20 protein-coding genes and 1 pseudogene are annotated in these 19,875 nt (G+C 60.1%); 4 read left to right on the top strand and 17 right to left on the bottom strand.

Going from position 1 to position 19,875, the window contains the following annotated elements:
- Positions 1–25 precede the first annotated feature (25 nt).
- Positions 26–919 carry a VOC family protein gene (locus ACXHXG_RS14310; protein ID WP_457899668.1) on the bottom strand — a complete coding sequence of 298 codons (894 nt, stop codon included), beginning with the start codon at positions 917–919 and terminating at the stop codon, positions 26–28.
- Positions 920–923: 4 nt separating this feature from the next.
- Complete coding sequence (locus ACXHXG_RS14305) at positions 924–1,976, bottom strand: amidohydrolase family protein (RefSeq protein WP_457899667.1); 1,053 nt, start codon at positions 1,974–1,976, stop codon at positions 924–926.
- A 124-nt stretch (positions 1,977–2,100) separates the two neighbouring features.
- Between ACXHXG_RS14305 and ACXHXG_RS14300 the strand changes: the two genes are divergently transcribed.
- The gene (locus ACXHXG_RS14300) at positions 2,101–2,826 is read left to right on the top strand and encodes a GntR family transcriptional regulator (protein ID WP_104827762.1); all 726 of its coding nucleotides are present in this window, start codon (positions 2,101–2,103) and stop codon (positions 2,824–2,826) included.
- 82 nt (positions 2,827–2,908) lie between these two features.
- Here the strand turns inward: ACXHXG_RS14300 and ACXHXG_RS14295 are convergent.
- Positions 2,909–3,121: pseudogene (locus ACXHXG_RS14295) on the bottom strand (acetyl-CoA hydrolase/transferase C-terminal domain-containing protein); the annotation flags it as partial.
- A 159-nt stretch (positions 3,122–3,280) separates the two neighbouring features.
- Here ACXHXG_RS14295 and nuoH point away from each other — a divergent pair.
- The 3 genes from nuoH to ACXHXG_RS14280 are packed head-to-tail and all read left to right on the top strand — an operon-like array spanning position 3,281 to position 5,348.
- The gene (nuoH, locus tag ACXHXG_RS14290; RefSeq protein ID WP_457899666.1) at positions 3,281–4,267 is read left to right on the top strand and encodes an NADH-quinone oxidoreductase subunit NuoH; all 987 of its coding nucleotides are present in this window, start codon (positions 3,281–3,283) and stop codon (positions 4,265–4,267) included.
- 30 nt (positions 4,268–4,297) lie between these two features.
- Complete coding sequence (locus ACXHXG_RS14285) at positions 4,298–4,864, top strand: NADH-quinone oxidoreductase subunit I (protein WP_457899665.1); 567 nt, start codon at positions 4,298–4,300, stop codon at positions 4,862–4,864.
- Positions 4,865–4,907: 43 nt separating this feature from the next.
- Complete coding sequence (locus ACXHXG_RS14280) at positions 4,908–5,348, top strand: CBS domain-containing protein (protein ID WP_104827765.1); 441 nt, start codon at positions 4,908–4,910, stop codon at positions 5,346–5,348.
- Positions 5,349–5,399: 51 nt separating this feature from the next.
- Here ACXHXG_RS14280 and nuoG read toward each other — a convergent pair whose 3' ends face one another.
- The 14 genes from nuoG to ACXHXG_RS14210 form a co-directional block, all read right to left on the bottom strand.
- Positions 5,400–7,991 (bottom strand): NADH-quinone oxidoreductase subunit NuoG, encoded by a 2,592-nt coding sequence (nuoG, locus tag ACXHXG_RS14275; RefSeq protein ID WP_457900007.1) that lies wholly within the window; start codon positions 7,989–7,991, stop codon positions 5,400–5,402.
- A 32-nt stretch (positions 7,992–8,023) separates the two neighbouring features.
- Positions 8,024–9,289, bottom strand: a complete 1,266-nt coding sequence (nuoF, locus tag ACXHXG_RS14270; protein ID WP_457899664.1) for an NADH-quinone oxidoreductase subunit NuoF — start codon at positions 9,287–9,289, stop codon at positions 8,024–8,026.
- A 2-nt stretch (positions 9,290–9,291) separates the two neighbouring features.
- Positions 9,292–9,804, bottom strand: a complete 513-nt coding sequence (gene nuoE / locus ACXHXG_RS14265) for an NADH-quinone oxidoreductase subunit NuoE (protein WP_457899663.1) — start codon at positions 9,802–9,804, stop codon at positions 9,292–9,294.
- A 16-nt stretch (positions 9,805–9,820) separates the two neighbouring features.
- Complete coding sequence (gene nuoD / locus ACXHXG_RS14260; RefSeq protein WP_457899662.1) at positions 9,821–11,035, bottom strand: NADH dehydrogenase (quinone) subunit D; 1,215 nt, start codon at positions 11,033–11,035, stop codon at positions 9,821–9,823.
- 1 nt (position 11,036) lies between these two features.
- Positions 11,037–11,600 carry an NADH-quinone oxidoreductase subunit C gene (locus tag ACXHXG_RS14255; protein ID WP_104827770.1) on the bottom strand — a complete coding sequence of 188 codons (564 nt, stop codon included), beginning with the start codon at positions 11,598–11,600 and terminating at the stop codon, positions 11,037–11,039.
- A complete protein-coding gene (locus ACXHXG_RS14250; protein WP_104827771.1) occupies positions 11,597–12,100 on the bottom strand; it encodes a NuoB/complex I 20 kDa subunit family protein in 504 nt (167 codons plus the stop codon). Before ACXHXG_RS14250 ends, ACXHXG_RS14255 begins: the two co-directional genes overlap by 4 nt.
- A complete protein-coding gene (locus tag ACXHXG_RS14245) occupies positions 12,088–12,453 on the bottom strand; it encodes an NADH-quinone oxidoreductase subunit A (RefSeq protein WP_104827772.1) in 366 nt (121 codons plus the stop codon). Before ACXHXG_RS14245 ends, ACXHXG_RS14250 begins: the two co-directional genes overlap by 13 nt.
- Positions 12,454–12,603: 150 nt before the next feature.
- Positions 12,604–14,043, bottom strand: coding sequence for an NADH-quinone oxidoreductase subunit N (locus tag ACXHXG_RS14240; protein WP_457899661.1), 1,440 nt, complete (start codon positions 14,041–14,043; stop codon positions 12,604–12,606).
- Positions 14,040–15,515 (bottom strand): NADH-quinone oxidoreductase subunit M, encoded by a 1,476-nt coding sequence (locus ACXHXG_RS14235; RefSeq protein ID WP_457899660.1) that lies wholly within the window; start codon positions 15,513–15,515, stop codon positions 14,040–14,042. Before ACXHXG_RS14235 ends, ACXHXG_RS14240 begins: the two co-directional genes overlap by 4 nt.
- Before the next feature lie 8 nt (positions 15,516–15,523).
- Complete coding sequence (locus tag ACXHXG_RS14230) at positions 15,524–17,299, bottom strand: Na(+)/H(+) antiporter subunit D (RefSeq protein WP_457899659.1); 1,776 nt, start codon at positions 17,297–17,299, stop codon at positions 15,524–15,526.
- Positions 17,292–17,546 (bottom strand): hypothetical protein, encoded by a 255-nt coding sequence (locus ACXHXG_RS14225; RefSeq protein ID WP_283052964.1) that lies wholly within the window; start codon positions 17,544–17,546, stop codon positions 17,292–17,294. The genes ACXHXG_RS14230 and ACXHXG_RS14225 overlap by 8 nt, the downstream gene beginning before the upstream one ends.
- Entirely contained in the window at positions 17,543–19,006 is a 1,464-nt protein-coding gene (locus ACXHXG_RS14220) for a monovalent cation/H+ antiporter subunit D family protein (protein ID WP_457899658.1), read from the bottom strand. Before ACXHXG_RS14220 ends, ACXHXG_RS14225 begins: the two co-directional genes overlap by 4 nt.
- 4 nt (positions 19,007–19,010) lie before the next feature.
- Positions 19,011–19,313, bottom strand: a complete 303-nt coding sequence (nuoK, locus tag ACXHXG_RS14215; protein WP_104827778.1) for an NADH-quinone oxidoreductase subunit NuoK — start codon at positions 19,311–19,313, stop codon at positions 19,011–19,013.
- Positions 19,313–19,813 carry an NADH-quinone oxidoreductase subunit J gene (locus ACXHXG_RS14210; protein ID WP_457899657.1) on the bottom strand — a complete coding sequence of 167 codons (501 nt, stop codon included), beginning with the start codon at positions 19,811–19,813 and terminating at the stop codon, positions 19,313–19,315. The genes nuoK and ACXHXG_RS14210 overlap by 1 nt, the downstream gene beginning before the upstream one ends.
- Between the last annotated feature and the right edge of the window lie 62 nt (positions 19,814–19,875).

Raw genomic sequence — 19,875 nt, 5'->3', positions numbered from 1 at the left:
CCTCTGCAAGTGTCTACTGGGCGCATCAGGCGCCGGAAAATCCGATGGAAATCTGCGCCTTCTTGCAGGCGTCGCTCTTTGGAGGCGCAATGCCCCAGTGGTCAGTCCGACCGGGCGGCCAGACCCATTCCTCCGGACCTCGGGCTCGGTAGCTGTCATCGACCTGCAGGACTTCCGCGGTGTATTCGATCACCACGCCCTGCGGATCGACAAAATAGGCGAAGACGTTGTCGCCCGGCCCATGCCGGCCGACGCCCCAGCCGATCGGATAGCCGTGATCGACGACGCGGCCCGAGCCTCGCATGACGGATTCGAGATCGGGCATCAGGAAGGCGACATGATTCAGCCCATTTACCGGTGCTTCAGCCAGCACGACCGCATGATGGTCGTCGTTGCAACGCAGGAAGGCCATAAGCTTCGATCGGTCGGTCAGGCGGAAACCAAGAACATCGCGGTAGAATTCCGAAAGCGCCTCGATCTGAGCGCTGTTGATATTCACATGGGCAAGCCGCCCGGGCCGATTGGGGACCACATGCCCTTGCTTGCGGTGGTCACCGTACACAAATTCCAGAACCGAACCTTGTGGCTCGCGGATGACGAAACGCTCGCCGCCAGAGGGCGCATCGGCGGGCCCGATTTCGCGCAGGACTGCGCAGCCTGCAGTAACTGTTTTTGCGAAGAGCGATCTCAATTCTTCGGGCGTACTCACGCGAAAGCTGATCTTGCGCAATTCCGAGCGGTCGCTTTGCTTCAATTCAAGCACATGAAAATCATCGCCCGTTGCCGCTAGGAAAACCTTGTTCCCCACCCCGGCAACGACATCCAGCCCCCACACGCGGGTGTAGAAATCGACCGACGCCGCAAGATCGGGCGTACCCAGTTCCACGCTGCGCAGAGCAATAATAGGAAATTCGGTCATAGGATCAAACCTCATCCAGAGCCAGAAAGGCTTGCGCATTCCCAAATGTCAGGCGCTCGCGCAAACCTGTATCTGCGAACGCTTCCTCGATGCGAGTAACAGGCTCGTTCTCACGGAAATTAAAGGGATAGTCGGTGCCGAGCAGCACGCGCTCCTCGCCGAAAATAGAAACCAAGCGGCGCAGCATGTCCGCATCGAAGACCAGCGAGTCCACGTAGAGCCGCCGTGCCTGCTCCGCGGGCCTCTCCGGCATGGTCTCATTGAGGGCCGGGAAAGCCGAATAACCTTGCTCCAGCCGCGGCAGCAACGAAGCGAACGTCCCACCGCCATGACTGAAGGCGATCCGCAGTTTCGGGAATTTCCGAAGCAGCCCGCCGGTAATCACGGATGCTGCTGCCAATCCGACATCCGTCGGGTAGCCGAGCACCTGCTGAAGCGGAGCCGGCCCAAACAGCCTGTCCATACCGGTCGGACGCACCGCATGTACGAACACGGCGGCGCCAAGCTTCTCGGCTTCCGCAAAGAACGGATGAAAACGCGGATCGCCGATCGTGACACCATTGACGTTGCTGCCGATCTCAACACCGCGAAAGCCGAGTTCGCCGACGATGCGATGCAATTCGAGGATGGCAAGATCGATATCCTGAAGGGGAACACCCCCAAGCCCGACGAAGCGCCCCTCGCCTTCGGTAACAATCGCGGCGATCGAATCATTGACGTGTCGGACCAGGTCGCAGGCAGTGCTCGTTTCGATCCAGTAGCCGAAGAGTTCCGGCATGGGCGAAAGTGCCTGAATCCGAACGCCGGTCCTGTCCATCTCCTCCAGCCGTCTTTCGGCAACCCAGCACGCATCGCTGACCGTGCGGTATGGCTTGTCATCGATGACGACAGTTGCATGACACGCGTCCGCGGCCACTATCGATGGCCAGCCGCGAACTGTCACACCGTTGGCCAGAGCTGGAAAACGTGCAGGTACCACATGGCAATGGATATCGATGCCACGGCAGGTGCAGCCACTCGAAAAGGCGCCCGGCGCTCCCTTTTCCGCTCCGCTCATTGGATCCTCCCTCATCAGCACCCCTCATAATGTACAAACTTTTCTGCGTAAAGCAAAAATTTATAAATTTCGCACGGACGCTTCATCGTGTATATAAAAAGCGATTTGCAAGCCAGAGAGCGCCATGAACGTCAACCTGCTGAAGAAAGGGGCTGAAAGCCCCGCGACATTGGCAACCAGCATCTATGAGCGGCTAAAGGCCGACATCCTCTCAACGCGACTGGAGCCCGGACGGAAGCTGCAATTGCGCTTTCTGATCGAGCATTACGATGCCGGCCAGACGCCACTGCGCGAGGCACTGAACCGCCTGACGACTGAGGATCTCGTCATTGGAAAGGAACAGCGCGGCTTCTTCGTGAAACCGATCAGTCTGGATGAATTACACGAACTGACGAAAACGCGTTGCTGGGTGGAGGGGCTGGCGCTGCGCGAATCCATGGCGAACGCAACGCCCGAGTGGGAGGAGGCGCTTCTGGTGGCGCATCACCGGCTGGAGCGCACTCCGCGCTCGCTCAATCCGGACCATTTTGAAGACAATCCGGAATGGGAAAGATTCCATCGCGCCTTTCATGCGCTTCTCATTGGCGGCTGCGGATCGAAGCCTCTGATCGGCTTTTGCGAACAGCTTGCTGACCGGCTTTACCGCTATCGAGCCCTTTCAATTCGCAAGGCCTTTCGGGTCCGCAAGGTCAGTGACGAGCATGCTCGTATCCTGAAAGCCGTGCTCGATCGAGATACCGCTGAAGCTGAGCGGCTATTGCAGCAACATTATGAGAAGACGGCAGAGATCATCCGCGTTGATCTTGAAGCCGAAACGGTCAGCCCTGACCCGCGAGGCAGAGTAGCCTGATCCCGTCATGAAAGAGCTCGGCAGGTAACGGGATAACAAAACCGGGCTCTTGAAGGGTACCCGAACCGACGGCCTTCTCGTCTCAATGCTGGCTGTCAAAGCTTCGTGAATTCAACACGGTATCAGCATAAAATCCTGCCCCATGGGCTGCCCGGGCCAGCGTAATCAGTGCCCTTGCTCGCTCGGCCACGGACTTGCCCTTGAGGTTCGTCCATCCATATTCCGTGACGACGATATGCATGTCGTTGCGCGATGTAGTCACCGGCCCGGTCAGTGCCGGAACAATGCGCGAGAGCGGGCCAGGTTTTTGCCGTCATAGGCGCCATCGGTGGACGGCAATTGTGTGAGGTGCTTCGCCGTTGTATTCTGTAGGGTGACAAGTGCGTAGCGTGCTCGATTGATAGCCGAGCCGAAGTCCGATCGCGTTTCAACCCGTGAATAAGTAGCCGCGGATATGGAACTTATTGTCGCCCTTGGCCTGATCATCTTCAAGGTCGCGTTTCTGATTGCGATCCTTTTACTGCTGCCCTTGCCGCTGACCTGGTTGGAACGCAAGATTGCCGGGCACATGCAGCAGCGAATGGGCCCGATGCGCGTGGGGTGGCACGGGCTGCTCCAGCCGATGGCGGATGGGATCAAGCTCTTCACCAAAGAGGACCATATCCCTGCCGAGGCCGATCGCTTCCTGTTCAAACTGGCGCCAATACTGGCACTTGTCCCACCCTTTGTGGTGTTCGTCGCGATCCCGTTCGGCGAAACCGTCTCGATTCTTGGCACCAAGATCACGCTCTACGTCTCCAACATGAATGTGGCGATCCTGTTCGTCTTCGCGGTGATCGGGATCGAGGTCTATGGCGTCATCTTCGGCGGCTGGGCCGCCAACAGCAAATATGCTGTCCTCGGCAGTCTCAGGACGTGCGCGCAGATGATCAGCTATGAGATCCCGATGGGGTTCTCGGTCATCGGCGTGGTGATGCTGGCGCAATCCATGAGTCTGCTTGAGATCGTGCGAGCGCAAGCCGATGTCTGGAACATCGTCTATCAACCGATCGGTTTCTTCGTGTTCTTCGTCGCCGGCCTGGCCGAAGCGCAGCGCATTCCCTTCGATTTGGCGGAAGCGGAAGGCGATCTAGGGGCCGGGTTCCATACCGAATACAGCGGCATCCGCTTTGCGTTCTTCATGGTCAGCGAATATGCCATCGTCTTGCTGGTGTCCGTCCTGGTGGTGATCCTATTCTTAGGCGGCTGGAACGGCATATTACTCCCCTTGCCGCCACTCCTCTGGTTTCTGCTCAAGGTCGCGTTCGTCGTCTATTTGTTTATGTGGTTCCGCTTCACTTTCCCCCGTTATCGCTATGATCAACTGATGGCGATCGGATGGAAAGTCTTGCTTCCTCTGTCGATCGCGAACATAATCATAAGTGGTATCGCTTTCTTTTAGGGGCCACGGCGGCTCCGCAGCGAGGCGACAATGTCGCGCGCACAGGACAGACTTGGAACATGGATCGGCTGGGCATTCTTCGCCGATCTGGCGGGCGGCTTGGCTTTGACCCTCGGCTACATGTTCTCCAGGTCCGTAACCATGCAATATCCGGACAAGGAAAAATGGTTGCCCTACTCGCGTTATCGCGGGCACCACTTCCTGACGCGCGACGACGAGGGTGAGATCAAATGCGTGGCCTGCGAACTCTGCGCCCGGATTTGTCCCTGCGACTGCATCGAAGTCGTCCCTTACGAGGATGCGAAGGGCAATCGGCACCCGGCAAAATTCGAGATCGACACGGCCCGGTGCCTGTTTTGCGGGCTTTGCGAGGATGCCTGCCCCGCGGACGCGATCGCGCTTGGCCAGCAGTACGAATTCTCGAGTTTTTCCTCCCGTGACCTGGTGATCGGGCGCGAGGATCTGCTCGGCAAGCCGGGCAAGGCGACAACCGGCGGCGGCGTGGTCGCTGCGCGCCTGAACGCCGGACAGGACGTTCGGGTCGAGACGAACGAGCCGCAGGGTTACAACTGGTGGCGAAATATCCGGCGAACATGAGCGCGCCCGCGGGCAAGCCGGAGCGCGCAGACAGGAGGCTCAGATGCTTGTTTGCCAAATCTTGAAAACTAAATCGCCCGAGCTCATCTCGATCAGGCCAGATCGGCCGATGTTGGAGGTCCTGCGATTGTTTAGGGAAAACAATATCGGCTTCGTGGTCGTCGGTCGCAAACCGGGGGAATGCCTGGGTACGCTGTCGGAGCGGGACTGCTGCAATGCGGTAGCTGAATACGGAACCGAGGCTCCGATGATGCGGGTCGCCGACATCATGAACCGCAGGGTGGCGACCTGTTCGACACAGGATTTGCTGCCCTTTGTGATGGCGCTTATGACCAAACGGCGCACGCGCCATGTGTTGGTCATGGAGGGCGGCAGCCCTGTCGGGGTGGTGAGCATCGGCGACGTGGTCAAGCACCGGCTTGACGAATCGCTCCGCAACGAGCAGGCACTGCATGATTATATTGCCGGAACCGGTTATCACTGATGATGCCGGCCTGATATAGAGACGCGGGACCCAGGCTGGCAGTAGGAGCCCTCAGCGCAAGCTATTGGATTTTGCGTCTCCGTCGGCGACCGTGGGAATCTCGAAGGCCGGGTGCGCCTTTCGAACATCGACGGGGCATGGATATTCGCCCCGCCGCATCAATGCGTTGAGGCGCAGAGCTCTGTAATTTTCGGGAATGAATACGAGCCCTTCGGGAAAGCGCCTGTTGACCTTGAGCTTCGCCGTCAACTCGCCCCGCGCGGATCGCACGGTGACCTGATCGAGATCCGAAAGGCCGAGTTGAAGGGCATCCTGCGCGCTCATCTCGACATAAGGGTCATCTGCGACCGTATTCAGGATTTCCGAGCGCTCGGAAACATATCCGTTGTGGAATAGGCAGTCGCCAGTGATGAGCATGAGCCGGTCGGCTGCTTTCGGTGCAGGTGGCGACGCGAAGAACTCGCCCGCCAGTGTTGCGGGGACTGCCTTGGTGAATGCGCCATCGGCGCCAAGCCCCGCCTGTGTCAGCCCCTGATAGGCGGGAACCAATTGGGTAATCTCGGCAAAAATTTCGCCTTGTATCGATGGCCGCAAAGCTTGGTTGCGAAGCGCCGCGACGAAGTCGAAGATCGCCAGATTGCCTCGCGCCTCGAAGGCGGGTTCGCGAAATTTGCGGACCGTTTGAGTCCGGCCTTCATTATTGGTGAAGGTGCCGGTTTCTTCCCCGTAACCTGCCGCGGGTAGGACGACCTCGGCAAGACCCGCGGTATCCGTAAGGAAAGTGTCCTGCACGATCAGCAGATCGGCGGCGCCAAGCGCCCGGGTCACGAAATCCCTGTCGGGATAGGCGATCAGAGGATCGGCTCCGGCGATGTAAAGTGCGCCCATCTCCCCACCGATGCAGAGCTCCAACATGGCGTCGAGACCCGCGCCGGATTCAGACGGGATTTCGGTACCCCAGCTCCGTGCGAGTGTGGCTCGCGCCGCGTCATCATGGATCGCCTGCAACCCCGGCAGAGCCGCCGGCAAAACCCCCATATCCCAGGCGCCCATCTGGTTGGCGCGGTCGAAGAGGAACTGCATTGCAGGGTTCTTGCCGAGCAGGCGGAGAACCCGCAGCAGGTTGTTGAGCTGTTTCAACGTCGCCCGCGCTTCGGGTGATCTCAGCAGCTCAATGCTGACGAGCACGCTGACGCTGCCGCCGTTATTGAGGGCTTCGACGAGGTGATCCGGCCGGTCATTGCCGGTACTCGCCGCCGATCTACCAATTTTTGCGCTGATGTCGGCCAAAGCGTCACGCTGCAAAGTCTGGTCGGCCGCTGCCAAGAGCCCGGCGACCACCGCCGCGAGGCTCGTCGGTTCTCCGCCTGGAGGAACGCGAACGACCACCCGGGCATCGGCGTCCAAACGGGATGGGCGCGCCGAAAGCATGAGCAATCCGGTATGGCGTCGCCGCGCGCCATCCCGCAGCAGGTATTCGGTAACCGGGTTCTCTTCGGTGACGTTGCCGCCAACGATCAGCACGCAGTCATTGCCGATCATTTCCTCGAGCGGTGCGCGGCTGTAGAAGCTTGCCGCCAACGGGCCGAGTATATCGAAGGGCGTGGACCAGCGCGTCGAACAGTCAATGTTGTTGGTCCGGAACACCGTCCGCATCAGCTTCTGGAACTGATACAGCACTTCATTCGGCAAACGCGGCGATGCCAGCCCGCCGGCAGCCTTACTCTCGACGTCCGACAACCGCCGGCGCAGATAGTCCCCTGCTTCGTCCCAGGAAACCGGGACCAGGGCGCCATCGCGACGGATCATCGGCCGCTTGATCCGGTCTGTGCTCGAGACGAAATCCAGACCGAAGCGTCCTCGCACGCAGAGCGTTTCGCGGTTGAGCCCCTGATCCCACTTCGAGCGCACCCGCATGAACTCGCCCTTGCGCGTGCCCACCGTTAGCTGGCAACCGGTACCGCAATGCGGGCAGACAGTATCCGTTTCAACCAGATCCCAGGGCCGCGCCTTATAGCGATAGGGGAAGCTCATCAGCGCGCCGACCGGACAGACCTCGATGCAATTGCCGCACTGATCACAACTCGCGAGGCTACCCTCGAAACCGGTGACGGCGGTATCCATGCCTTTTTCGACGGTTCCGAGCGCGACCGCGCCGACGACCTCCTCACACATCCGGACGCAGCGCTGGCACTGGATGCAGCGGTTGACGTTCATGATGATCACGGGGCTGAGACGGATGTCCTTGGAGTGGAACACACGCTTTTCATCGCGGAATCCACTTTCACGGGGCCCGTAGGCCATCACCATGTTCTGAAGCTCGCATTCGCCGCCCTTGTCGCAAATCGGGCAATCAAGAGGATGGTTGGCGAGCAGCATGTCGAGCATCGAAGAGCGCGTTTCCTCAATGAGCGGCGTAGTCGTCCGCACCACCATGCCGTCGGTGACCGCGGTGGCGCAGGACGGCTGCAGCCGCCGCAGCCCCTCGATCTCCACCAGACACATGCGGCAGGAGGCCAGCGCCGGCAGGCGCTTCAGATAGCAGAAGGTCGGTATATCGATGCCCAAACGCTGGGCGGCCTGCAGCACGGTCGAGCCGGCCTCAACTTCCAGCGTTTGTGTGTCGATCGTAATGCTAACCATGGCTTCCTCGCGCGTCTTACCCAACGCCCTGCTCAGTGAAACGGACACCTCCGCTCCTCGATATGGGCGACGAATTCAGGCTCGAAATGCTGCAGCGCCGCCCTCAGCCCCATGGCCGCGCCGTCGCCGAGAGCACAGAACGTATTGCCGAAAATGCCCTTGCAGAGCGCCTTTAACTGTTCCAGGTCGCCCGGTGCGCCCTCTCCGGCCTCAAGCCGGCGCAGCACCTTCACGACCCAGTTCAGCCCCTCACGGCAAGGGGTACACTTGCCGCAGGACTCATGGTGGAAGAACTCGATGATCCTGGTGGCGACCTTGACCACGCAGGTCGAGTCGTCGATCACGATCACCCCGGCCGAACCGAGCATCGAGCCGACAGCCGCCAGCGAGTCAAAGTCCATTCCAACGTCCAGACCCCTTTCCGGGATCAGCGGCGCAGAAACGCCGCCAGGGATCACCGCCTTAATCTTGCGCCCGGGCAGCGCGCCACCGGCGTGCTCCTCGACCAGTTCGCGAAGCGGGATGCCCATCGGCAACTCGAAGAGGCCGGGTTTGCGCACCTGTCCGCTGAGGCAATAGAGCTTCGGGCCGGGGCTCTTCTCCGGGCCGATGCTGCGGAACCAATCAGGCCCTCGCATAACAATGTGCGGCACGCAAACCAGCGTCTCGACATTGTTGATAACGGTCGGGCTGGCATAGAGCCCGGCCACAGCCGGAAATGGCGGTTTCAATCGCGGCTGAGCCCGCTTGCCCTCGAGCGACTCGAGCATCGCAGTCTCCTCGCCGCAGATATAAGCGCCTGCGCCGCAGTGAATGTGTACTGTGAAATTGAAGTCCGACCCCAGAATGCCCCTTCCGAGATAATGCTTTTCATGAGCCTCGGCGATCGCCTGCTCCAGGCGCCGTATCGCCGTTACATATTCTCCGCGAACATAAACATAGGCGGTCTCGGCTCCAATTGCGTAAGCGCTAATTGCCAGCCCCTCGATGAGCTGATGCGGGTCACGCTCCATGATGATCCGGTCCTTGAAGGTACCCGGTTCGCCTTCATCGGCGTTGCAGCACAGATATTTCGGCTTATCGGCCCGCTTCGGCACGAAGCTCCATTTCATGCCCGTAGGGAATCCGGCACCGCCGCGACCACGCAGGTTGGACTTCTTGATGAGTTCGACGATCTCATCGGGCGCGTACTCGCGCAGCACCTTTGCCAGCGCCTGGTAGCCGCCGCCAGCCTCGTAGGTCGAGAGCAAATGACCGTCGGGCATTCCAACATTTTTGAGTAGAACCTGCTCGAACATGGCTACGCTCCCGGCGGTCGCACAGACGCGCGCTCAATGCTCGCGGCCCGCTCCGCTGTCACCCGGAAGCAGTTCAAGAGTGCATCGATCCGCGCGATGTCGAGATTTCCGTGATAGTCGTCGCCGACCTGCATCATCGGAGCCATCTCGCAAGCGCCAAGGCATTCGACGGTCGAGAGCGTGAACAGTCCGTCAGGGGTGGTGTCGCCCTTTTTTATCCCCAGCACCGTTTCCAGATACTGCAGCAGGCTCTCGGATCCGCATAGCATGCAGGAAACATTGTCGCAGAGCTGCAGGTAGAACATCCCCACCGGCTCGGTATGGAAGTGGGTGTAGAAGGTCGCCAGTTCGTAGACCCAGATCCGCTCTACCCCGAGAATGTCTGCAACCTCTTCCAACACAGAGCCTGGCAGGTGGCCATGTTCCCTCTGGGCAATCAGAAGCGCGGGCATGATCGCTGAGCGCCGGTCGGGATACCGCACTGCCGCCTCTTCGATCTTTTCGCGCATGGTCATTGCGTCCAAATCCCTGCTACTTGTCCACCTCCGCCATCACGGGGTCGAGGCTGCCCAGCACGGCGATCATGTCCGCCAGGTAACGAGCGTTGGTGACCCCGAAAAGTGCCTGAAGGTTGACGAAGGAGGGTGCCCTCACCTTCATGCGGAACGGCTTTGGCGATCCGTCGCTGATGATGTAGAAGCCGAGTTCGCCCTTCGGCGCTTCGATCGCCGAATAGACCTCGCCCTTCGGCACTTTGAAGCCGTAGGCAGACAGGTCGAAATGCTGGATGAGCGCCTCCATCGAACAGTGCACGCGATCCTTATCCATCGGGAAGGCGATGGTCGGCATGTCGATCTGGAACGGCCCCTCGGGCATCTGCTGTATGCATTGTTCGATAATCCGGATGCTTTCGCGCATCTCATCGACCCGACACCTCCAGCGGGCATAACAATCGCCCTCGCTGCGGGTGATGACATTGAAATCGAGCCGGTCATAAATTTCATAGGGTTCGTCGCGCCGGATGTCCCAGTCGACTCCGGAAGCGCGCAGGTTCGGGCCACTCAAGCCGAGATCGATAGCGTCCTCGGCGGAGATCACGCCGACTCCTTCGGTGCGCTTGAGGAACACCCTATTTTTCTCGAGCAACCGCTCATAGTCGCGGATACGGTTCGGGAAGATGTCGCAGAACTCCCTGATCTTGGGCAGGAAGCCGTCAGGCAGGTCCTCGCGCAACCCGCCGACCCTGCAGAAGGAGGTGTGCATGCGTGCACCGGTAATCATTTCCATCAGGTCCATGATCATTTCGCGCTCGCGCATGGCGTAAAGGAGCGCGGTCATGGCGCCGAGGTCCATCGGCAACGCGCCAGTGATCAGGAGATGACCGGATATCCGCGCCAGCTCGGCCATCATCACGCGGACATACTGCGCCCTGAACGGTGCTTCTATGCCGAGGAGTTTCTCCACCGCCAGTGCAAAGGCCAGATTGTTCGAGGGCGGGCAGAGATAGTCGAGCCGATCCGTCAGCGGGAAAATCTGGGTATAGGTGAAGCTCTCCGCCAGCTTTTCGGTCCCGCGATGGAGGTAGCCGATATGCGGGTCTACGCGCTCGACGCACTCGCCATCCAGCTCAAGGACGAGTCTGAGAACCCCATGAGTGCTGGGGTGCTGCGGGCCGAGATTGAGAAGCACTTCCCTGGTATTGAGCGCTTCGCCCTCTGGCCTGCTGAGCTCGGTGACTTCGGTCATCTCAACTTTCCGGCGTAGAACGGACCCCCTGTGGAATGTCCCTGGTGGCGAGGTCCGGCTGCGTTGGCGGCGGGCCTTCGGCACCAAAGGGATTCAGCTTGTCCTTGTATCCGCGCAGGGGAAAATCCTTGCGCTGGGGAAACCCCGCGAAGCCCTCCCACATGTAGATCCGGCGCAGGTCGGGATGCCCCTCGAACCTGATGCCATACATGTCCCAGGCCTCGCGCTCATGCCAGTTGGCCGTGCGCCAGACGCCTGTGACCGAGGGAAGCTGCGGTGGGTCGCCAAGCCGGCATTTGATGCGAACTCGCCACCTGTTGGATAGCGAATAGAGGTGGTAAACCGCTTCGAACCGCGGCGTTTCGGGATAATGATCGACTCCGCAGATGTCCGAAAGAAAATTGAACTGCAGCGCCGGATGTTCTTTCAGGAATCGGCAGAACTCGACGATCGCGGCAGGTGGGACAGCAAAGGCATGAATGCCGTGGGCGACGCCGAGATCCTCGATTGCTTCTCCGAAACGCTCCATGATCAGGGCGGGATTGAGAGGCTGCTTCACGCTCATGACGTTGCAACCCGGTCCAGGGGCGTTCCGGCCAGCGCGCGGGACCTCTTGATCTTCTCCTGAAGCAGGAGGAAGCCATGCATCAGCGCCTCCGGCCGCGGTGGACAGCCGGGCACATGCACGTCGACGGGCACGAAGGTTTCCGACCCCTGCACCACGGCGTAGGTGTTGTAGACCCCGCCTGAAATAGCGCAGGTACCCATTGCGATCACCCAGCGCGGTTCCGGCATCTGGTCATAAAGCCGCCGCACGACGGGCGCGAATTTCCGGGTCACAGTACCCGCGATGATCATCACATCGGACTGTCGAGGCGAAGGACGGAACACCACGCCGAAGCGGTCAAGATCATAGCGAGCGCAACCCGCCGAAATCATCTCGATGGCGCAGCAGGCAATTCCGAAAGTCTCGGGCCACAGCGCCGACCTTCGACTCCAGCTAATAATGCTGTCGGCCGTTGTGAAAAGCACGCTGTCGCGGATCGCATTGTTTACGCCTCCCATTCCAGCGCTCCCTTCAGCCAGGCGTAGGCGAAGCCCACAAGAAGCAGCAACATGAAGACGAACATCTCGACATAGCCGACCAGCCCGATCTCTTTCAGGACGACAGCCCAGGGAAAGAGGAACATTGCTTCGACATCGAAGACGACCAGCAGGATTGCAAGAATAAAAAACGGCACCCTGAAACGGCCACCGGCCGCCTCCCCCGCCGCGTCCATCCCACATTCATAGGGCATGTTCTTCGCGGGATAGGGATTGGATGGGCGCAGTAGCGAGGAGACGAAAAGCGTCAGCCCCGCCACCAGAACGACTCCGGCGACCATGAAAAGAACCGGCAAGAATTCCATTGCAGTCATAGCACACTGCACCGGTTACCCACTTGGAGGCTTTCCTCGGCAAACCGACCTCGTTTGGACCGGTAAGCGTCGCTCCGGAAAGCGGCTTGGGCAATCCTTTCTTGAATTGTCAGTTTATTCCGTCGGGCGGGTCATTGCAAATCCAATTGATCAACCGCCAAACACCGAATGCTGGGCAAGCCTCAGAAACCACGATGGAAATAGGCCGATACCGATTGTACCGGCGGCGGTGAAGGCGAGCGTGGCGCGCACCAATGGCGTCAGCGCCGGGGCGAAGGCCCTCCCTGGCTCGCGCATATAGATCACCATGACGATGCGGATGTAGAAGTAGGCGGCAACGGCGCTCAGCAGCACTGCGATCACCGCCAGCATGACGAAACCTCGCTCGACGAGCGCGACCAGCACGTAGAACTTGGCGAAGAACCCGGCCGTGGGCGGAATGCCGGCCAGCGAGAAGAGATAGAGCAGCATCAGAAGTGCCAGCCCCGGATGCGACTTGGCCAACCCCGCATAGTCTTCGATGACTTCGCCCGAAAAATCGCCATTCCGCATCATGATGACGGTGCCGAAGATGCCGAGATTCATGAAAGAATAAATCAATAGGTAGAGCATCACGCTGGCGATGCCGTCCGGGCCGCCTGCCGCCACGCCAAAAATCGCGAACCCGGCATGGGCGATGCTGGAATAGGCCAGGAGGCGCTTGAAATTATCCTGCACCAGCGCCACGAAACTGCCGAGCGCCATCGTCGCCACCGCAATGACCGCAACGATGATCCAAACATTCGAGGCTGCAACGAGCGGATTGAGGAACACGCGCAGGATCACCGCGAACCCCGCAGCCTTGGGGCCAACCGACATGAAAGCCGTGATCGTCGTCGGCGCGCCTTCGTAAACGTCCGGCACCCACATATGGAACGGGACCGCGCCGACTTTGAAGACCAGCCCCGCGACGATGAAAACCACCGCCAGCAGTAATCCGGGGTCAAGCGGATTACCGGTCACTGCCGCAGCCATCCCGTCTAGCTGCGTCGTGCCGGTGAGCCCATAGACAAGGGAAACGCCGAAAAGGAAAATCCCGGTCGAGACCGAGCCGAGGATCACATATTTAAGCGCCGCTTCGTTCGACCGACGCTGCTGGCGCAGGAACCCGGTCAGCACATAGGTGCAAAGCACCATCAGTTCGAGCCCCACATAGATCGACAGGAGATCGGTCGCCGAGGCCATGATCATCATTCCCGAAAGCGCGAAGAGCAGCAGGACATAGTATTCGCTGCTGCCGATCCCTTCGATATCGGCATATTTTCGTGAAAGGAGGAATGTCAGGATAGTGGCTAGGTAGAACACGAACTTGAAAAAGACCGCGAAGCGGTCGGCGATGAACATGCCTGCATAGGCCGGCCGCACCTCGCTTGCCAGCATGAGTGTCGCCAGGGCGGCGATCAGCACGACCGTGACGGAAGCCCAGACAAGGAAATATTCCTGCTCCTTTGGCACAAACTGTCCCAGGATCAGCAGGACGCAGGCTCCGGTGACCACCACGATCTCGGGTATGCTCGCTAGGATCGACTGGAAAAGCGCGGCGTCGGTCATTGGCCATTCCCCTCACCGTGTACGTGCGCCAGCAGATGCTTTACCGACACGTCTATGATGTTGAGAAAAGGTTTCGGGTAGAGCCCGACCCAAAGAACGAAGACGGCGAGCGGCAAGATCGCAGCCACTTCGCGGGCATTCACATCGCGTATCTTGAACCGAAGGCCGACGCTGGACGGACCGAGCGCGACTTTCCCATACATGCCAAGCAGATAGGCCGCACCCAGCAATGCACCCAAAACGGCGGCCGCGCCGGCCGCCAGGTTGGTCGCAAACCCGCCCGACAGCACCAGCAGCTCGCCCACGAACGAATTCGTTCCCGGCAGCGCCATTGACGACAGGGTGAACAGCGCGAGAAACGCGGTGTAAACGGGCGCCACCTTCATCAGCCCGCCATAATCCGCGATGCTGCGGGTATGTGTCCGCTCGTAGATCAGGCCGACGAACAGGAACAACGCACCGGTCGTTACGCCATGATTGAACATTTGCAGAATGCCGCCCTCGAGCCCACGAAGGTTCAGCGAAAAAATTCCCAGCGTCACGAAGCCCATGTGGCTGATGCTGGAATAGGCCACCAGCTTCTTCAGATCGTCCTGCGCCAGCGCAAGCAACCCGCCATAGACGATCGCAAGCGCCGAAAGCCCAAGCATCAGCGGCCCATAATACACCGACGCCTGCGGCAGCATCGGCAGCGAGAACCGCAGGAATCCATAGGCGCCCATCTTCAAGAGCACGCCGGCAAGGATGATGCTGCCCGCCGTCGGCGCCTGCACATGAGCGTCCGGCAGCCAAGTATGAACCGGGACCATCGGCACTTTGACCGCGAAGGCGATCAGGAAGGCGAAGAATATCCACGACTGGAGCCGGAACGGCAAATCCTGTGCTGTTAGCGCAAGGATGTCGAAGGTCTTGCCGCCCTGGAGATAGAGCACGATGACACCGATCAGGAACAGAAGGCTGCCCGCCAGCGTGTAGAGGAAGAATTTGAACGCTGCATAGATCCGGCCGTCGCCGCCCCAGACGCCGATGATCAAATACATCGGGATCAGCATGGCCTCCCAGAAGACGTAGAACAAGAAGAGGTCGAGCGCGCAGAACACCCCCAGCATAAGAGCCTGCATGACCAGGAGACTGGCCATGAACCCCTTAACCTTGCGGTCGATCGCGACCCACGAGGCGAGTACGCAGATTGAGCCCAACAGCGCAGTCAGGAACACGAAGAGCGCGCTGATTCCGTCGATACCAAGCGCATAGCTGATCCCGATTGCGGGCACCCACAGGCGCGTCTCGGTGAACTGCATCGCGTGGCTGGTGGTGTCAAAGTTCGCAAGCATGACGATGCAGAGAGCAAGGTCGAGAATGGTGACGGTAAGCGCCGTCCAGCGCGCCGCTTCATCGCCGCGCAGAAACATCAGAACCGCAGCACCCGCGGCGGGCGTGAATACGATCAGGCTAAGAAGCGGGAAACCCATCGCACCCCCTACCGCCACACCACGGCGAAGACGACGGTAGCTGCGATCACACCGACGATCATCGCCAGCGCGTAATGGGTGACGACCCCGGTCTGGAGCCGCCGCAGCGCCCCGCCGCCACGCAGAATCGAGTGAGCAACGCCGTTCACGGCGGCGTCCACCCCGGTGAGATCGATCTGCAGTCCCGATCGCGCCGCTCCATGCAGGAAGGGCAGCGCTGCGGTCTCGGACACGTCGCTCACCGCCTTCTCGTAGCGCGCCACCGGTTTTTCGGCGAGCCACATGAAGAGCCGCGCGCCCTTGCGATAGAACCAATCGGTATCGATGCTGATCGTGTTCTCGGGATTGAGCGCCTTGAGGAACAGCACGAATCCCAGGGCGGTGAACATCAGCAGGCCAAGGCTCTCAGTAACGTGGAGGCCGGTGTAGGGTTCGAAGTCGACCGGATAAGGCAGCAGCGCATAAAGCGGCTGGGGGAACACTCCGATCCCAATGCAAAGCACCGCCGCCATGGCCATCGCAACCAGCATGTTGCGTGGCGGTTCCCGCGCCTCGATTTTCCGATCCGTGCCGAAAAACATGTAATACGGCAGTTTGAGCCCGGTGTGCAGGAACGTTCCAGACGACGCCATCGTCAGCGCCAGCACCACCAGCGCCCGATGATCCGCTCCAGCGGCGGCTATCACCATCGATTTGGTCACAAAACCCGAGAAGAACGGAAATGCCGAGATCGCGAAAGCGCCGACCATGTAGAGTGCCACGGTAAGCGGCATGCTCTTGTAGAGGCCGCCAAGCTCGGTGAGCTTGCGCCGCCCGGTAACATAGATCACTGCGCCGGCTCCCATGAAGAGCAGGGCCTTGTAGAGGATATGCGCGAAGGCGTGGCTGGTGGCCCCATTCACGGCCATCTCCGTCCCGATGCCGATGCCCGCCACCATGTAGCCCACCTGGCTGACGATGTGATAGGCCAGAAGCCGGCGGCAGTCATTCTCCAGCACTGCGTAGATGACACCGTAAAGCGCCATTGCCGTGCCGAGCCAAACAAGAAGCTCGGTGCCTGGAAACGCCCGCGCCAGGACATAGACGGCGGTCTTGGTGGTGAAGGCGCTCATGAACACCGCCCCGGTGACGGTCGCTTCCGGATAGGCATCGGTCAGCCAGGCATTGAGTGGCGGCACCGCTGCGTTAAGGATGAAACCGACGAGGATCAGATAGGCGCCCACGCCCATTCCACCGTCGATCGCCCCCCGCTCCATCGGACCAAAGAGCAGCGAGCCGGTGGCGAGGCCATGGAGGATGATGCCGCCGAGCAGAACGACACCGCCGGTGATATGAACCATGAGATACCGGAACCCTGCCCGGATCGCCGGCCCGCCGCGCTGCGCGAAGACCAGGTAGGCGGAAGCGAATGCCATGGCCTCCCAGAACATGTAGAGGGTCAGGTAATCACCGGCGAACACCACGCCGAGCGCCCCGCCAACATAGATGAAGGCCGCCACGTGCTGACCAGCATCCGTCAGGTGCAGCGCATAGACCATGCCGATCAGCGCCATGATGGTGAAGACGGTGGCGAAGACGATGCTCAGCTTGTCGACCTTCGCGATCAGGATTTCCTGCCCGATGAACCGCATCTCGCCATAGCTACCCGGCTGCATCGCCAGCACGGCGAGGATCGCAAGCGCCGGGATTACGAGCAAATAGGCCTTGCGGATCGACCCGCTGAGGAACGGGATCGGTAGAGCGCCGAGAATGAAGAGCAGAGCCGGATGGATGAAGTCAGTCATAATAATCCTCGCGCCGCATCAGCCCGGCCCGATGGCCGAGAAACTTGGAAACGAAGATGATCAGTATGCAGGAGCCAAAGCCGTAGACGGCGGACCAGCCAGGCAGGTGGTCCCACAGATATTCGGCGTGTTCGTGAGAGACCAGAAAGTCAGCCGCGACGATCAGAATGAGCACGAGATAGAATAGCCGGCGCCGGCGCCTCGCATATTCCTCGTCACCAAAGAAGTCGATGACACGCTTGATCATTTGACCACTCCGTCCGCCAGTGTGAGGAAATAGCCGGGAAAGATGCCCATCAGCACCGACAGGATGGCGGTCGCGACGAGCGGGATCGTGACCATAGGGATTTCACGGATCGTCGCCGGGTTTTCCTCCGCCTCCGCCCCGAAAAAGGCGGCATAGCTGACTGGCAGGAAGTAGGCGGCATTCAGGATCGAGCTCACCAGGAGCACGGCCAGGAACGCGATCTGCCCTGCCTCCACGGACCCCAAAGTCAGATACCACTTGCTGATGAAGCCCGCGGTCGGCGGTATCCCGATCATGCTCAGCGAAGCGATGAAAAATGCGCCCATCGTCCATGGCAACCTGCGGCCGATGCCCGCCATGTCGCTGATGTTGCGCTTACCGGACGCGCAATAGATCGACCCCGCGCAGAAAAACAGCGTGATCTTCGAGAATGCGTGGGCAGCCATGTGGATAATGCCGCCAACCATCGCGACCGGCGACAGCAGAACCGCACCCAACACGATGTAGGAGAGCTGGCTAACTGTCGAATAGGCGAGCCTCGCCTTAAGGTCGTCCCGCGTCAGGGCATAGATCGACGCCATGAGGATCGTGAACGAGACCAGATAGGCCGTGGCGATGCCGAGGCCGAGCTCCCCGACCAACTTGACGCCAAAGACATGGAACACCACTCGCAGCAGGCAAAACACGCCCATCTTGACCACGGCCACGGCATGCAAGAGCGCGCTGACCGGCGTCGGCGCCACCATCGCGGCAGGCAGCCAGGCGTGCATCGGCATCACCGCGGCCTTGGCGAAGCCGAAGAGATAGCAGAAATAGACGACCGTCAGCAGCGCCGCCGAGGCGTTGACGCCCGCCAACAGCCCGCCCTCCCTAAAATCGAGCGATCCCGCAATGGAGTAGGTCAGTGCCAGCGCGGCGAGCAGGACGCTTTTCGAGGCTCCCATCAAATAGACGAGATATTTGTGGGCACCCCTCCACCCCTCTTCATCCTCGTGGTGATAGACAAGCGGATAGGTAACGAGGCTGAGCACCTCGTAGAAGATGACCAAGGTGAACAGATTGGCGGCGAAGGCACCCCCAACGGCCGCCGCGAGGCTGGTGGCGAAGCAGGCGAAGAAGCGGGTCTGCGCATGTTCGTTCAAGTGCCGCATATAGCCAATGGAATAGAATGCGGCCACGATCCATAAAAGCGACGAGATAGTGGCGAACACCATGCCGAGCGCGTCGGCCCGGAAAGCGAACTCGACCCCCGGCAAGATCTCGAACAGGCGCAAGTCGACGGTCCCGCCCGCCAGCACCGTCGGCGCCATTGAAGCGACAATCGCAAACAGAACAATTGCTGCTATTGGCGATACGATATCGCGGAGTTTCTCGCGGTGGTTCAGAAGCAGAATTATTAGGGCCGCCAGGCCTGGGACGGCGACGGCAAGCAGTGGCCGGATCGATATCACCGGGTCCAAGCCGCTATCCTTTCATCATGGTAACGTCGTCGACCTTGAGGGTGGATTTGTTCCTCACAAGGGCGACCAGGATGCCGAGGGCGACGGCAACCTCCGCCGCGGTAATTGCAATGACGAAGATCGCGAAGATCTGCCCGCGGAAATCGTCGTATTGCCGTCCAAAAGCGATGAAGTTGATGTTGACCGAGTTGAGCAGCAGTTCCAGCGACATCAGCACGACCAGAATATTGCGCCTGAGCAGCACGCCCGCTGCTCCGATCACGAAGAGGATCACTGCGAGCAAAATATACCACCAGAGCGGAACCATCAGCTCGACTCCTTCCGCGCCAGAACGATAGCCCCGATCAGTGCCGCCAGCAGAATGACAGAGGCGACTTCAAACGGCAGAAGATAGTCGGAAAAAAGTGTCGTGCTGAGCTGCCTAATCTCATCGCCGCCACGCGCAACGACGGGCTCCGTGACCGAAAAGCGCGGGCTCCGGAGAACCAGCACGAGCATCTCGACGCCAAGTAGAACGAGCAGCACCAGAGCCGGCAGATTGCCACCCGGCAAGAACCGCTGCAACACCGCTTCGCGCACATCAATCATCATGATCACGAATAGGAACAGGACCATGATCGCGCCGACATAGACGAAGATCTGGATGGCCGCGAGCAACGGCGCCCCGAGCAAGACGAAAATTGCGGAAACCTGCAGGAAACACGCCATCAGCGCCAATGCGCTGTGAACCGGATTGCGCGCCACGACGACCATCAGGGCCGCGATCACGGACACCGTAGCGAACAGAAGAAAGAACCCCTGATCCATCGACGCGACCCTCCCACGCGAGCTCTCACTCGGCGCGAGATGGCCGGATTCGAGTTAGCTCC

Source organism: Rhizobium sp. LEGMi-198b, from assembly GCF_054114205.1.
Note: the sequence above shows the minus strand (reverse complement) of the source record. Positions and strands in the feature narration are given on the sequence as shown.

Excerpts from the sequence above, each read along its gene's own strand:
- ACXHXG_RS14300 (WP_104827762.1), top strand. The coding sequence starts at position 2,101 with ATGAACGTCAACCTGCTGAAGAAAGGGGCTGAAAGCCCCGCGACATTG.
- nuoG (WP_457900007.1), bottom strand. The coding sequence starts at position 7,991 with ATGGTTAGCATTACGATCGACACACAAACGCTGGAAGTTGAGGCCGGC.
- ACXHXG_RS14250 (WP_104827771.1), bottom strand. The coding sequence starts at position 12,100 with ATGGGAGGCGTAAACAATGCGATCCGCGACAGCGTGCTTTTCACAACG.
- ACXHXG_RS14245 (WP_104827772.1), bottom strand. The coding sequence starts at position 12,453 with ATGACTGCAATGGAATTCTTGCCGGTTCTTTTCATGGTCGCCGGAGTC.
- ACXHXG_RS14285 (WP_457899665.1), top strand. The coding sequence starts at position 4,298 with ATGTCGCGCGCACAGGACAGACTTGGAACATGGATCGGCTGGGCATTC.
- ACXHXG_RS14240 (WP_457899661.1), bottom strand. The coding sequence starts at position 14,043 with ATGACCGACGCCGCGCTTTTCCAGTCGATCCTAGCGAGCATACCCGAG.
- ACXHXG_RS14225 (WP_283052964.1), bottom strand. The coding sequence starts at position 17,546 with ATGATCAAGCGTGTCATCGACTTCTTTGGTGACGAGGAATATGCGAGG.
- ACXHXG_RS14305 (WP_457899667.1), bottom strand. The coding sequence starts at position 1,976 with ATGAGCGGAGCGGAAAAGGGAGCGCCGGGCGCCTTTTCGAGTGGCTGC.
- nuoF (WP_457899664.1), bottom strand. The coding sequence starts at position 9,289 with ATGTTCGAGCAGGTTCTACTCAAAAATGTTGGAATGCCCGACGGTCAT.
- nuoK (WP_104827778.1), bottom strand. The coding sequence starts at position 19,313 with ATGGTTCCGCTCTGGTGGTATATTTTGCTCGCAGTGATCCTCTTCGTG.
- nuoD (WP_457899662.1), bottom strand. The coding sequence starts at position 11,035 with ATGACCGAAGTCACCGAGCTCAGCAGGCCAGAGGGCGAAGCGCTCAAT.
- ACXHXG_RS14255 (WP_104827770.1), bottom strand. The coding sequence starts at position 11,600 with ATGAGCGTGAAGCAGCCTCTCAATCCCGCCCTGATCATGGAGCGTTTC.
- nuoH (WP_457899666.1), top strand. The coding sequence starts at position 3,281 with ATGGAACTTATTGTCGCCCTTGGCCTGATCATCTTCAAGGTCGCGTTT.
- ACXHXG_RS14280 (WP_104827765.1), top strand. The coding sequence starts at position 4,908 with ATGCTTGTTTGCCAAATCTTGAAAACTAAATCGCCCGAGCTCATCTCG.
- nuoE (WP_457899663.1), bottom strand. The coding sequence starts at position 9,804 with ATGACCATGCGCGAAAAGATCGAAGAGGCGGCAGTGCGGTATCCCGAC.
- ACXHXG_RS14310 (WP_457899668.1), bottom strand. The coding sequence starts at position 919 with ATGACCGAATTTCCTATTATTGCTCTGCGCAGCGTGGAACTGGGTACG.
- ACXHXG_RS14235 (WP_457899660.1), bottom strand. The coding sequence starts at position 15,515 with ATGGGTTTCCCGCTTCTTAGCCTGATCGTATTCACGCCCGCCGCGGGT.
- ACXHXG_RS14210 (WP_457899657.1), bottom strand. The coding sequence starts at position 19,813 with ATGGATCAGGGGTTCTTTCTTCTGTTCGCTACGGTGTCCGTGATCGCG.
- ACXHXG_RS14230 (WP_457899659.1), bottom strand. The coding sequence starts at position 17,299 with ATGACTGACTTCATCCATCCGGCTCTGCTCTTCATTCTCGGCGCTCTA.